Raw genomic sequence first — 12,144 nt, 5'->3', positions numbered from 1 at the left:
GGACAGGGACTTCGGCGGCATGAGGAGCCGCCCTCCGGGCGGCTCCTCATGCGTCGCCTGACTCAGCGCTTGAGGTTCGTGAGCTCCTGGAGCACCTCGTCTGAGGTGGTGATGATGCGGGCGTTCGCCTGGAAGCCGCGCTGGGCGATGATGAGGCTGGTGAACTCCTGCGAGAGGTCAACGTTCGACATCTCCAGCGAGCCGCCCGAGAGGCTGCCGAAGCCGTCGGAGCCAGCCGTGCCATAGCTGGGGTCGCCCGCGTTGACGGACGCGCGGTAGGACGAGGAGCCCGCCTTCTCGAGCCCGTTCGGGTTCACGAACGTGGCGAGGGCGAGCCGCGCGAGCGGCTCGGTGGCGCCGTTGCTGAAGGAGCCGACGAGGGTGCCGTCCGAGGAGAGGTTGAACGTCTGCAGCGAGCCGGCCGGCTGGCCGTCCTGCCGCACGATGCCCACCGACTTCAGCTGCGCGAAGCCGGAGATGGCGGTGAGGTCGAGCGTGACGTTGCCCACCGTGAGGGTCGCGTCGCCCGTGTTGACCCCTGCCGTGAACGAGATGCCGGCAGTGCCGGTGTCGGTTCCGTCATCGGCCGCTGCTGCCCACGCGCCGGTCGCCTGGTCGAAGGTGAACGAGACCGACAGGGTGCGGGCGTTGCCGACGTTGTCGAACACCTGGACGTCGCGGTTGAGGACCGTGCCGTCCGCCGCGTCCGAGGGGAGGTTGCCCGAGACCGCCGCGGACGTGGTGCCCTTCGCAGGACTGACCGTGCCGCGCGGGATCAGGACCGGGCCGATCACGCCGCCGGTGGAGATGGTGCCGTTGACGGCGGACCAGCCCTGCAGCAGGCCGCCGTCGCCGGTGGTGAGACGGCCGAGCGAGTCCCAGCCGAACGAGCCGGCGCGGGTGAAGAGCGTCTCGCCCGCGCTCTTGGTGACGAAGTACCCGTCGCCGGAGATCATCATGTCGGTGTTGCGGCCGGTGGCCTGGGTGGACCCCTGCGTGAGGTTGGTGGAGATGGCGGCCACCTGGACACCGAGCCCGACCTGCGACGGGTTGGTGCCGCCGGTCTCGGCGTTCGCGAGGCCGGCTCCTGCCGTCAGCTGCGAGAGCGTGTCCTGGAAGAGGACCGTGGAGGCCTTGAACGCGGTCGTGTTGACGTTGGCGATGTTGTTGCCGGTCACGTCGAGCATCGTCTGATGGGCGCGGAGTCCGGAGATGCCGGAGTAGAGGGAGCGAAGCATGTGCAGAGTGCCTTTCTGGACCTGAGAAGCGGGTCAGTCGGTTGCGGACGCCGCAGCGGAAGGCTGGGCGATGGTCGTGAGGGAGGCGAACGGGACGGTCTTGTCGCCGACGGTGACGACGGCCTCGTTCCCGCTGAAGGAGACCGCGGTCGCGATGCCGCTGATGGGGACCCCGTCCGCGCCGGCGTAGGACACGTTCGCCCCGATCACGGTGGCGGCCGCGATCCTCTGCTGCAGCGCGTAGCTGTCCTTCGAGAGGCTCGTCATCGTCGTCAGCTGCTCCATGGAGGCGAGCTGCGTGGTCTGGCCGATCATCTCGTTGGTGTCAAGCGGCGAGCTCGGATCCTGGTTCTTCAGCTGGGTCACGAGCAGCGACATGAACATGTCGCTGTCGAACTCCTGCTTGGGGGTGCGGGTGGGGGCAGCGGTGTACATGGAGCTGCCGGTGGTTGCGACGGAATCGACGGTCATCGTGGTCCTTTCTGGTCAGGCCAGCACATCGAGGAGGGCATCACGGCCGGGAAGGGGCCGCCGGAGAAGCGAATCCGGCTGCAGAGTGCGCACCGGGACGAAGAAGGGGGAGGGCTGCTCGCGTCGCTCGCCGCGGGAGCCGCCGGCGCCCGCGTCGCCCGCGCCGAGACCGAGGCTGGAGCCGGGTCCCGACTGGGCGAGATCGCGGCGCAGGTCCGGCAGGATCGCTCGGAGGGCCTCCCGCGCCTGGTCCGTGGGAGCGAAGAGCTCGACGCGGATCCCCTCCCCCGTGATGTGGGCGCGAACCGTGACCGGCCCCAGATTCTCCGGCGTCACCCGAACGGTCACGATGTGCTCGCCGTGCGCCGCGTTGCGCAGGTCGAGGATCGGCCGGCCGATCTGCTCGGTGAGGGGAGGTGCGACCGGCTGGGCCGGGGCAGGGGCTGCGGGAGCCGCGACCGGTGCGGCCGGAGCCGTCTGGGGCGCGATCGCAGGGCTTGCGACGGCACCAGAGGGTAGGACGGGAGCGGCAGCGACATCGGCGACTGCAGCGGCGGGGGCGACGCTCGCATCGGCGAGCCCGGACGGCGGGCCAGCGGCCAGAACCGGCATCGCGACGGCCACTCCGGCCGCGGCCGCCAGATCGTCAGCGGGCTCGCCTGCGGGACGCGCGCCACCGGGCGCGACCGCTCCGGCGGGATCAGCGGCGGCGACGGGATCAGCAGTGGCCGCAGCAGGGGCGGTCGACGGCGCCCCGGCAGCGGCGCGGACCAGGGGGGCGGGCGCCACCGGCGAGGAAGTCCCGCCCACGGCGGCGGGGGCCGCGGCAGGCGCGAACGGCGCGCCTCCCGCGAGCTCGCCGGGGGCGGAGTCGGGGGCCGGCGTGACGGGCGTCGTGGCCGGGGAGGCAGCGGGAGCCCGAGTCGCGGCGGTGGCGACCCTGCCGGCCGCCGCGGGAAGCGCTGCGGCGACAGCCGCGGAAGCGGCGGGGACGGTCGACGTCGCGTCGGGCGCCGGGGGGCCTGCTGCCACGGTCGCGTGCGCGACATCGGCGTCCTCGTCGGGCGCAGCCGACACAGCAGCCGGCGCCATCATGACGGCGACCGGAAAGGACGGGAATGCCGCGGGCGCTGCCGGAGCCGCGGCGTCGACGGCCAGGGCGGACGAGTCGGCGGTGGCGACGGACGCGTCCGCCCGCTGGCCGGCGGCGACGGCTCCACTCGGTTCGGCGTGCTCGTCGCGGCCGGCGTCGCCGCGCGCACCCGGCTGGGTTCCGCCGAGAGCGCGCCGGAACTCGGCGCCGAACTCCGCCGCGCCCTGCTGCCCCGACGAGCCGCCGGCAGAGCGGGGACCGGACGCGAGCAGGTCGACGGGACGGGACGGGGCGGAGGCGGGAATCATGAAACGCTCCCGGAGAGAAGGGCCGACCGCGCCGCGACGAGCTGCTGCAGCGTGGAGGCGTTCATGCCGGAGGCGCCGCCGATCAGCGACGACAGCGAGGACAGCGAGGACGGGGAGTCGCCTGCGGACGACCCCGAGAGGATCGAGGACAGCGGGTCGCTTCCGGAGGTCCCGAGCAGCGCGGAAAGCGACGGCGGCGAAGCCGAGACGGCCTCGCTCGGAACCACGCGGCGGATGGTGTCGATCTGGTCGTCGCCCACCCACAGTCTCTGCACCGAGACGTCGCGGCCCTCGTAGGGAGCATGGACGACGGTGTTGTCGCCCAGGTAGATGGCGATGTGATCGCCGCCGTTCATCACGATCAGATCACCCGGCTTCGCCTCGGCGAGGGAGTGCACCTCGGTGCCGATCTTCTCCTGCTCGTGGACGAGCCGCGGGACGTCGACGCCCAGGTCAGCGAAGGTGCGCTGGACGAGCCCGGAGCAGTCGATGCCGCTCGAGGTCGTGCCGCCGAGCACGTAGGGCACGCCCACGTACTTCTGGGCTGCGGCGGCCACGTCCTCGCCGGTGACGGTGCCGCCGCCGAGCAGCGCCGGGGAGGTGTGCGTGGTGCCCGCCAGGGCGTCGGCGAAGACGGCGGCGGAGGCGCTGCCGCCTGTCGTGGCCTGGCTCTTGGAGGGCGCTCCCGAGAGCGCCGCGATGCGAGTCTGGATGGCCTGCACGGATGCCATGGCCTCGGCGACGCTCACCGGCTGTCCTCCCCGTAGGGCGGGCGGCGCGGCCGTCCGGCGAGCTCGTCGAGCACGAGCTGCTCGGCCCGCAGCACCTCGGTCGCCCGCGCCGCGGCATGCCGCTCCTCGAGCTTCTCCAGCGCGATCCGCCGAGCCCGGGCCGCGGCATGCGAGGTCGCGGCCCGATCCACCTCGGCCCCCTGCTCGCGCTCGAGGCTGTGCAGGTCGGCGAGCATGCTGGAGGTGGACGCACGGGCGGCCGAGATGGCGTGCACGCTCTCGATGGAGGCCGGCGCATCAGTCTGGTCGAGGAGCGCGTCGCGCACCCCGGTCCGCTGGGCCGCCAGTTCGGATGCCCGCGAGCGGGCGCGCAGCAGGCCGCCGGCCGCCTCGTTCTCCTGCCGGCGCCGGAGGCGCAGCAGACCTGCCAAGTTGAACTCAGCCACTGGCCACCCTTCTCAATTCGTCGGCCAGCAGGGTGAGCCGCTGCCAGGACGCGCCGGCAGGAGCCGGCTCGTCGATGCCCTGCTGAAGGAATCCGGTGATGGCGGTCGAGAAGTCGATTGCGGCGTCGACCAGCGGGCTCGCGCCCCGCTGGTAGGCCCCGACGTCGATGAGGTCCTGCACGTCGCGGCGCGCGGCCAGGGCCGCGCGGATCATGGTCGCCGCGGCACGCTGCTCGGCCGTCGTCACCTTTCCTGCCACGCGGGACACCGACCCGAGCACGTCGACGCTCGGGAAGTGCCCCGCGGAGGCGAGCCGGCGGTCGAGCGTGACATGACCGTCGAGGATCGAGCGCGCGGTGTCGGCGATCGGCTCGTTGTGGTCGTCCCCGTCCACGAGCACCGTGTAGACGCCGGTGACCGACCCCACCTCGGCCGTCCCGGCCCGCTCGAGCAGGCGCGCCAGCAGTCCGAAGACCGACGGCGGATAGCCGCGAGTGGCCGGCGGCTCGCCGACCGCGAGGCCGATCTCGCGCTGGGCCATGGCCACGCGGGTCAGGGAGTCCATCATGAGCACCGCGTGCGCTCCACGCTCCCGGAAGGACTCGGCCATCCGCGTCGCGGTGAAGGCGGCGCGGACGCGCATCAAGGCCGGCTCGTCCGCGGTGGAGACGATCACCACGGAGCGGCGAAGCCCCTCCTCGCCGAGATCGTCCTCGAGGAACTCGCGGACCTCGCGGCCGCGCTCGCCGATGAGGGCGATCACCGAGACCTCGGCGTCCGTGCCGCGAGCGATCATGGACAGGAGCGAGGATTTGCCCACGCCGGAGCCGGCGAAGAGGCCGATGCGCTGGCCGCGGCCCACGGGCGTCATCGTGTCGAGCACACGGACCCCGAGCGGGAGCGCGCGATCGACGCGGGCGCGGTGCAGCGCCGAGGGCGGCTCGTTCTCGATCGAGACCGTCGTGACATCCCGGAGCGGGCCCTTTCCGTCCAGGGGGCGACCGGTGGCGTCGAGCACCCGGCCGAGCAGTCCTGGGCCTGCGGGAATGAGCATCTTGGCCCGCGTGCTGCGCACCGGGGCTCCCGCGGTCAGCCCGTCCAGTCGGTCGATGGGCATGGCGGTCATCGTCCGCTCGTCCACGGCGACGACCTCGGCGCGGTAGCCCTGCTCGCCGAGCAGCAGCACGTCGCCGAGCGCACTGCGAAGTCCGCGCACCTCAACGCCCACTCCGGCGATCCCCGCGACACGACCGACTCGCTCGGGCGCTGCCGCGGCGAGGAGGGCGTCGAGAGCCGCGGGGCGATGCAGCACTCCCGCGCTCACTGCGCCTCCCCCAGCGCCGCTCGGGCGCGCTGGAGGGCGGCGCCGATGCGCGCGTCGAGGATGCCGTCTGCCAGCACGACGATGGCGTCGCCGGGGGAGAGCCGCGAGTCGGGCAGCACGTGCACGACCAGGGGCGCTGGCGAGGAGGCGAGCAGGGCCGCGTCCGACGGGCAGAGGCGCACGGCCTGGATGACCTCGTCCTCGACGGAGGCGAGCACCTGGCGGATGCGTTGCATGCCCGCAGCGGACTCCCGCAGCTCCTGCCCGAGGAGGTCCTCGGCCAGCTGGGTGGCGGCGGTGAGAAGCGCATGGTCGGCATCGGCGAGCACCGGCGCGGTCTGCGCGGCGAGCCGGGCGGCGACGAGGGTCACGGCTCGCGTGGCGTCGGCCAGCGCTCGGCGGGCGTCCGCGAGCCCGTGCTCGTGCTCGCGATGCAGGTGCTCCCGCTCCGCGGCGAGCAGCTCGGCGGCATCGCGGCGGCCGGCCGCGTAGCCTGCGGCGTGACCGTGCACGCGGGCGCGCTCCTCCGCATCGCGGAGGGTGTCGTCGCGCAGCACCGGGTAGGCGAACGGCGCGAAGTCAATCGACATACTCGATCTCCTCCTCGGCCGCGCGGTGCACGGTGATCGCGCCTGACGCCTCCAGATCCCGGATGGCACGGACCACCTGGCTCCGCGCCTCGTCCACCTGACCCTTGAGGACCCGGCCGAGGAGCGCCGTCTCCTCCTCGAGCAGGGTGCGGTTGCGCTCGGACATGTTCGCCATGATGGTCTCGCTGACCTCCGGCTTCGCCCCCTTCAGCGCGATCGCGAGCATGGCCGGGTCGAGGCTGCGCAGCACCTGCTGGACGTCGCGCTGCTCGAGGGTGACGATGTCGTTGAAGCCGAGCATGCGCGACTTGACCTGCTCGGCGAGCTCGCTGTCCCGTTCCTCCAGGGCGGCGAGGAGGTCGCGCTCGGTGGCGGCATCGGAGCGCTTGATGATGTCCACGAGCGGCTGCAGTCCGCCCGTCATCTGCACCTTCTCCTGCGGGAGGACGATGGCGCGAGCGCGCTGCTTGAGCACGGCCGTCAGGATGCTCACCGCCTCGGGCGTCGCGGTTCCCATGGTGGCGATCGCCTGGGCCACGTCCACCTGCACAGCAGGCGAGAGCCGGGACAGCACGGACGACGCGAGGTCCCCGCGGAGTCGCGTGAGCACGAAGCCGATCGTGGTCGGCAGCTCGCCATCGAGGAGCGAGGACACCTGCACGGCATCCGCGCCGTCCAGGAACTCGAACGAACTGCCCGAGTCGAGGCGCTCGAGCAGACCTTGGGCGCGTTCGGCGCCGAAGGAGGCCTCGAGGAGGCCGGCGGCGAAGTCCCTGCCGCCCTTGGCCTTGGCCGAGCGCCCGATGCTGCGCTCCGAGAACTCCCGGATCGCGGTCTCCGCGGTGTGCGGGTCGACGTTGCGCAGGCGGAGGATCTCGGCCGCGATCTCCTCGGCCTCCTGCTCGGTGAACTGCCGCATGACGGTGGCGGCCTGCTCGGTGCTGAGGTTCATGATGACCAGCGCCGCCTTCTGCGTGCCGGTCAGCGTCTTCGTGGCCATCATCCGGCCACCCGGTCATCCATCAGGGCGCGGAGGTAGTCGGCCGTCTTCCCGGGGTCCGACGCCGCCAGTTGGTTGATGTCGGCCTGCAGGCGCTCGAACTCGCTCACCTCGTGCTGGGCGAGGCTCAGCGGCAGAGTGGACGCGTCGCCGAGGGCCGGCGGGACGCTGCCCGGGGCCAGCGGCCAGGCGCGCGACGGGTCGAGGGTGCGCGCGCCATCCGGCGTGACGGGCAGGTTCCCCACATTGAGCGGGCCGTCGTCCTGGCGCTTGCGGGAGCGCTTCCGGAAGATGAGGAGCAGCAGGATCATCGCGATCACCGCCGCTGCCACGGTGCCCGCAGTCGTGATGGTCCGGGTGAGGCTCTCCTGGCTCTCCGCCGCGGCGGCCTGGGCAAGTGCCTTCGCGGCGGTGTCGGCCGCCTGGGTGGAGAAAGAGGCGGCCTGCACGGTCACCGTGTCGCCGCGGGTGGCGTCGATGCCTGCCGCGGCGGACACGAGGCTGCTGATCGCGGCCGGCGTGATGCCGGTGACCGCGTCCGAGTTGATCGCGACCGAGATCGTCTGGCGGGCGACCGCGCCCGCCGGGATGTCGCGCGTCTCGGTGATCTTGTCGATGGCGTTGTTCTTGGTGGCTGACTCGTTCAGGTAGGAGTTGTCGGTTCCTGTGCCCGTCGGCACTGCGACGTTGTCGGGTCCCAGCACTCCTGTCGCGGAGCCTGCTCCGGCGCCCGCGTAGGTCTCACTGGTGCTCGACTCGCTGAGCACCGGTTCGCCCGCGGGAACCGTGTACTTCTCCTCGACGCGCTGGGCCGTCTCGTTGCTGACGTCCGCCGCCACGACCACCGTGGAGTTGCCGGCCCCGACCACCTTGTCGAGCATCGCCTGCACGCTCAGCCGAACGCGCTGCTCGTAGTCGCTCGCCTGCTGGCCGGCGTTGCCCGTCGCGCCGGTGCCCACCGCGGAGAGCAGCGCTCCGGTCGAGTCGACCACCGAGACGTTCTCGGCCTTGAGGCCGTCCACCGAGGCGGAGGTGAGGTGGACGATGGCCTGCACCTGCTCCGCGGAGAGCGATCCGCCCTGCGTCTCCAGGAAGACCGAGGCGGTCGGGTCGGATGCCTCGTCGACGAAGACGCTCTTCTCGGGGATCGCCAGCTGCACGGAGGCGGTCTTGACGCCGTCCAGGGCCTCGATCGTCTTGGCGAGCTCGCCCTCGATGGCCCGCTTGTAGGTCACGTTCTGCTGGAACTCGGAGGCCGTGACTCCCATGGTGTCGAGCAGGGCGTAGCCGGCGGTGCCCTCGCTGGGCAGGCCGGCGGCGGCTGCACTGAGGCGCTCACTGTCCACCTTGTCGGCCGGAACCATGATCGTCTTGCCGCCGTCGGCGAGCTGGTACTCGACGCCGTCCGCGGCGAGCTGGTCGACGACCGCGCTCGCGTCCTCTCCGCTGAGCCCCGAGAACAGCGGGGAGTAGGTGGGCCGGGCCAGCCAGGCGCTGAGGGCGACCCCGCCGAGCACGAGGACGAGCACCGCGAGGATCGCGAGGGTGCGCTGGGCGATGGTGAATTCGCGCACGGCCGCAAGCATGCGGCGGAGGGCGTCGGACAGCTGGGCGGGCATCAGGCCTGCATCCTCATGATGTCGTTGAAGGCCTCGACGCCCTTGTTGCGCACCGCGGCAACGAGCTCCAGCGTCACCTGCGCGCGAGTCGCGGCGATGGTGGCCTGGTGGATGTCGCTGAGGTCACCGGTCACCGCCTTGACGGCGAGCTCGTTCGAGGCGTTCTGGGTGTTCTGCAGATTGTCGACCGCGGAGGTGAGCATGTTGGAGAAGCCTCCGCCGGAACCGCTCGCCGGCGCGGTGGAGGGGAGGGAGAACGTGGGAACGACGCTCGAGATCGCCCCGATGGCGGGAATGGGCATCAGCCCCTGCCGATCTGAAGCGCCGCTTCGTAGGTGGTCTTGGCTCGGTCGACGACGGCGGCGTTCGCCTCGTAGCCGCGCTGGGCCATGATCAGGTTGCTCATCTGCTGCGACAGGTCGATGTCGGGCAGGCGGATCATTCCGTCGCCGTCGGCGAGCGGGTTGGTGGGGTCGTAGGCGAGGCGACCGGCGGCGCTGCCGAGCGAGGTGCCCGCGACGAACACGCCACCGGTGCCCGTGGCGGCCTGTGCCACCAGGTAGCGCTCCTGGAACGCGGCGCCGCTGGTGGCGGTCGCGGTGTTCACGTTGGCGATGTTGTCGGAGATCGCGTCCAGCCACTTGCGGTGCACGGTGAGCGCGGAGCCGGCGATGCCGATGGCGTCGAAGGTCATCAGCTGGTCCTCATCGCCGTGCGGGCGGCCATGAACTCGCCTTCGACCGCGCGTGCCGCGAACTGGAAGCGCAGGACCGTGTCGATGTTGGAGAGCGTCTCGGTGTCCAGGTTGACGTTGTTCCCGTCGAGCCGGGTGGGTTCGAGCGACTCCTGAGTGGAGATGGCCGCTGAACCGGATCCGGATGCGATCGACCGGGCCAGGGCATCCTCGAACTGCACCCGCTTGGCGTGGTAGTTGGGCGTGTTCACGTTCGCGATGTTGTCTGCGATGGCGCGCTGGCGCTCGGAGAGCCCGTTGAGTGCCGTGGTGAGGGCAGAGGTCGTCAGTGAATCGAACACGTCGTCCAGTCCCGAAGAAGGAGGCGGCGGCCGATCCATGGCCGAGATCGAGCGATCCGTGCTCTGGTGACAACTATCGGCGGTGAATTACAGCCGTGTCAGTTACCACTCACCCCCCTTAGGGGTGCCTTTTCCTGGTGCTCAGCCGGTGGCGTCGAAGTAGATGGCGCGCTCGTGTGCGGGCCCGGCCGGATCCCGGACCGAGGCGAGCTCATCCGCGGCGCGGCCGCACTCGGCCTCCAGGGCGGCGATCGCCTCGCGCTGGGCGGCGAGCAGCGCAGCGGCCCTCCCGGCGAGATCCGGTGGGAGTTGCGGAAGGGGCCCGGGGGCAGCCCACACCGCGGACGGCTCGAGCCGTCCTGCGCGGACGTCCCCCAGCCGCAGCTCGAACTCGTCGAGCACGGCCGCCCAGGTGGTCGCGTCAGGCAAGAGCCTGCCCGGCGACGAGCACCGGCGACTCCGAGGACACCGTGACGGCGGCCTCATGCCACGCCTGACGCAGCGGTTCGAGCAGCGCGATGCATTCGCGGGTGTGCTCGACGTCCTTGTCGACATTGGCCGCGATGAGCGAGCGGGTGACGAAGGAGTACAGGGCGAGCAGTCCTGGACCGCCCTCCCACAGCTCGGGCTTCAGCGAATCCGCGAGCTGCGCGACGATCGCCTGGGCGTGCAGGAGATTCTGCCCGGCCGGCTCCCACGCCTGCTGCATCTGTGCCGTCTCGGCACGCTGGAGGTCGAGGAGCAGCCGGTCGTAGAGCATCGTGAGCAGACGCGCCGGCGATGCGGAGAGCACGGCGTCCCGGTTGTACAGGGCGCGAGCGGCGGCGAAGTCGTTCATGAGGAGGAGTTCGTCGACATCAGGGATCCGATCTGCGAGGCGAGCCAGTTCGACTGCGACTTCATGGAGCTGAGCGCGGTCTCGAGGGCGGCGTACTGCTTCTGCAGGGTCGCCTTGCGCGAGGCCAGCCGGAGGTCCCATGAGGCGATCTGGTCGTTGAGGGTGGCGACGGTCTTGTCCTGGCCGGCGATCTTCGTCGTGAGGTAGCCGGTGCGAGCTTCGGCGGCGGCAGTGCCGGCCTTCTCGACGCGTGCGGCGACCGACTGGAACCTGGCGGCAGTCCCGGCGGGATCCTTCTGCAGCGCTGCCGTGAACACGGCGGAGTCGAATTCGACGGTGCCGTCCCGGGTGATCTTCACGCCGATATCGCTGAGCGAGCGGCCGTCCAGCGCACCGGTTGCCGCGTCGAGCAGCGCGTTCTTGAGGGCGCGGACGGTGGAGTCGCCCGTGAAGGAGCCGCCCTTCACCGTCGAGGACGATCCGGTCGACCCCGCGACCGTGACGGCCGTCTTCTGCGCGATGGTCTTGAAGAGCGCGGCGACGTCCGCGAACAGCCCCGACGCGACGCTCGCCGCGGCGCTGACATTCTGCGAGACCGTGAGGGTGACCGACGTCTCCTCGGGAGCGGTGACGGTGACATCGAGGCCGGGAAGGAGGTCCGTGAAGACGTTGGTGGAGGAGGTGATGGTCTGCTCCGCGCTCGTGTCGCCCCAGAGGGTGACCGAGGCATCACGGGCGGTGCCGACGATGGCTGCGCCGGACTCGGTCGCGAGGTCGACGGCGGTTCCGCCGGCGACGTCCGCGGCGGAGCCCCGGTACGCCGTGAAGGCGCTTGCCGCGCCGCTCGCCGTGGCGGTGAGCTGGAGCCGGTAGAGCTTGGTGCCGCCGGAGTCGGTGCCCGCCCTCACGACGGTCGCGCTGACCCCCTTGTTGGCGGCGTTGATCGCCGCCGCGATATCGGGCATGGCCGTCGAGGCGGCGGTCACCTCGGTCGTCGTGCCGTCCGACGCCTGGAGAGCGAGAGTCGGCGGCGTGGAGGGCCAGGCCGCCATCGCCGCGGACACCGTCACCTGTCGCTCTGCGCTCTCACCGACGGTGAAGCTGATGCTGCCGGCGATCGAGGTGTTGCGTGCGGATGCGGTCACGCCCGGTGCGGTGCTGGTGGCGGAGTAGACCGCCAGCGAGGTGGCCGCCGAGGCGGTCTTCGCCTTCGCTGCGATCGCCGCGACGGTGGTGTTCAGGGCGCGCAGATCGTTCGCGAAGCTGGTCGTCCTGCTGACACTCGACTTGAGCATCGTCTGCGGACGCGCTTCGAGGGACATCAGCTGGTTGATGATGGATGTGGTGTCCAGCCCGCTGGAGAGGCCGTCGATGCCGAGCCCTGCCATGATCGTCCCTCCCTCGGTTCAGACGAACCGGTGAGTCGGCGGCGCGCGCTGAGGCGCGCGCCG

At 71.6% G+C, this 12,144-nt stretch carries 15 protein-coding genes; all 15 read right to left on the bottom strand.

Translation table 11 applies throughout. The features are described 5' to 3' along the window. Positions 1-62 precede the first annotated feature (62 nt). The gene (locus JWR33_RS08705; RefSeq protein WP_297411120.1) at positions 63-1,238 is read right to left on the bottom strand and encodes a flagellar hook protein FlgE; all 1,176 of its coding nucleotides are present in this window, start codon (positions 1,236-1,238) and stop codon (positions 63-65) included. Positions 1,239-1,271: 33 nt separating this feature from the next. After that, positions 1,272-1,709 carry a flagellar hook capping FlgD N-terminal domain-containing protein gene (locus tag JWR33_RS08700; RefSeq protein WP_297411118.1) on the bottom strand — a complete coding sequence of 146 codons (438 nt, stop codon included), beginning with the start codon at positions 1,707-1,709 and terminating at the stop codon, positions 1,272-1,274. A gap of 15 nt (positions 1,710-1,724) precedes the next feature. Further along, complete coding sequence (locus JWR33_RS08695) at positions 1,725-3,110, bottom strand: flagellar hook-length control protein FliK (RefSeq protein ID WP_297411116.1); 1,386 nt, start codon at positions 3,108-3,110, stop codon at positions 1,725-1,727. Further along, complete coding sequence (locus JWR33_RS08690) at positions 3,107-3,859, bottom strand: C40 family peptidase (protein ID WP_297411114.1); 753 nt, start codon at positions 3,857-3,859, stop codon at positions 3,107-3,109. The genes JWR33_RS08695 and JWR33_RS08690 overlap by 4 nt, the downstream gene beginning before the upstream one ends. Next, positions 3,856-4,287: a flagellar FliJ family protein gene (locus tag JWR33_RS08685; RefSeq protein ID WP_297411113.1), complete on the bottom strand. Its 432-nt coding sequence runs from the start codon at positions 4,285-4,287 to the stop codon at positions 3,856-3,858. The genes JWR33_RS08690 and JWR33_RS08685 overlap by 4 nt, the downstream gene beginning before the upstream one ends. Further along, positions 4,280-5,611 carry a FliI/YscN family ATPase gene (locus JWR33_RS08680; RefSeq protein ID WP_297411111.1) on the bottom strand — a complete coding sequence of 444 codons (1,332 nt, stop codon included), beginning with the start codon at positions 5,609-5,611 and terminating at the stop codon, positions 4,280-4,282. The genes JWR33_RS08685 and JWR33_RS08680 overlap by 8 nt, the downstream gene beginning before the upstream one ends. Continuing rightward, entirely contained in the window at positions 5,608-6,201 is a 594-nt protein-coding gene (locus JWR33_RS08675) for a FliH/SctL family protein (protein ID WP_297411109.1), read from the bottom strand. Before JWR33_RS08675 ends, JWR33_RS08680 begins: the two co-directional genes overlap by 4 nt. Next, complete coding sequence (gene fliG / locus JWR33_RS08670; protein WP_366073971.1) at positions 6,191-7,204, bottom strand: flagellar motor switch protein FliG; 1,014 nt, start codon at positions 7,202-7,204, stop codon at positions 6,191-6,193. Before fliG ends, JWR33_RS08675 begins: the two co-directional genes overlap by 11 nt. Next, positions 7,201-8,820, bottom strand: a complete 1,620-nt coding sequence (gene fliF, locus JWR33_RS08665; RefSeq protein ID WP_297411107.1) for a flagellar basal-body MS-ring/collar protein FliF — start codon at positions 8,818-8,820, stop codon at positions 7,201-7,203. Before fliF ends, fliG begins: the two co-directional genes overlap by 4 nt. Beyond that, the gene (gene fliE / locus JWR33_RS08660) at positions 8,820-9,122 is read right to left on the bottom strand and encodes a flagellar hook-basal body complex protein FliE (RefSeq protein ID WP_297411105.1); all 303 of its coding nucleotides are present in this window, start codon (positions 9,120-9,122) and stop codon (positions 8,820-8,822) included. The genes fliF and fliE overlap by 1 nt, the downstream gene beginning before the upstream one ends. Further along, positions 9,122-9,514 (bottom strand): flagellar basal body rod C-terminal domain-containing protein, encoded by a 393-nt coding sequence (locus tag JWR33_RS08655; RefSeq protein WP_297411103.1) that lies wholly within the window; start codon positions 9,512-9,514, stop codon positions 9,122-9,124. Before JWR33_RS08655 ends, fliE begins: the two co-directional genes overlap by 1 nt. Beyond that, on the bottom strand, positions 9,514-9,855 hold the full coding sequence (gene flgB, locus JWR33_RS08650; RefSeq protein WP_297411102.1) for a flagellar basal body rod protein FlgB: 342 nt from the start codon (positions 9,853-9,855) through the stop codon (positions 9,514-9,516). The genes JWR33_RS08655 and flgB overlap by 1 nt, the downstream gene beginning before the upstream one ends. Before the next feature lie 141 nt (positions 9,856-9,996). Then, positions 9,997-10,284 (bottom strand): hypothetical protein, encoded by a 288-nt coding sequence (locus tag JWR33_RS08645; protein WP_297411100.1) that lies wholly within the window; start codon positions 10,282-10,284, stop codon positions 9,997-9,999. After that, complete coding sequence (gene fliS, locus JWR33_RS08640; RefSeq protein ID WP_297411099.1) at positions 10,277-10,693, bottom strand: flagellar export chaperone FliS; 417 nt, start codon at positions 10,691-10,693, stop codon at positions 10,277-10,279. Before fliS ends, JWR33_RS08645 begins: the two co-directional genes overlap by 8 nt. Then, positions 10,690-12,081 (bottom strand): flagellar filament capping protein FliD, encoded by a 1,392-nt coding sequence (gene fliD, locus JWR33_RS08635; RefSeq protein WP_297411097.1) that lies wholly within the window; start codon positions 12,079-12,081, stop codon positions 10,690-10,692. The genes fliS and fliD overlap by 4 nt, the downstream gene beginning before the upstream one ends. Positions 12,082-12,144 lie beyond the last annotated feature (63 nt).

Origin of the sequence: Naasia sp. (assembly GCF_025465545.1) — a bacterium.
Taxonomy (GTDB): Bacteria; Actinomycetota; Actinomycetes; order Actinomycetales; family Microbacteriaceae; genus Naasia.
The sequence above is the reverse complement of the archived record's forward strand: the minus strand, read 5'-3'. Positions and strand labels throughout refer to the sequence as shown.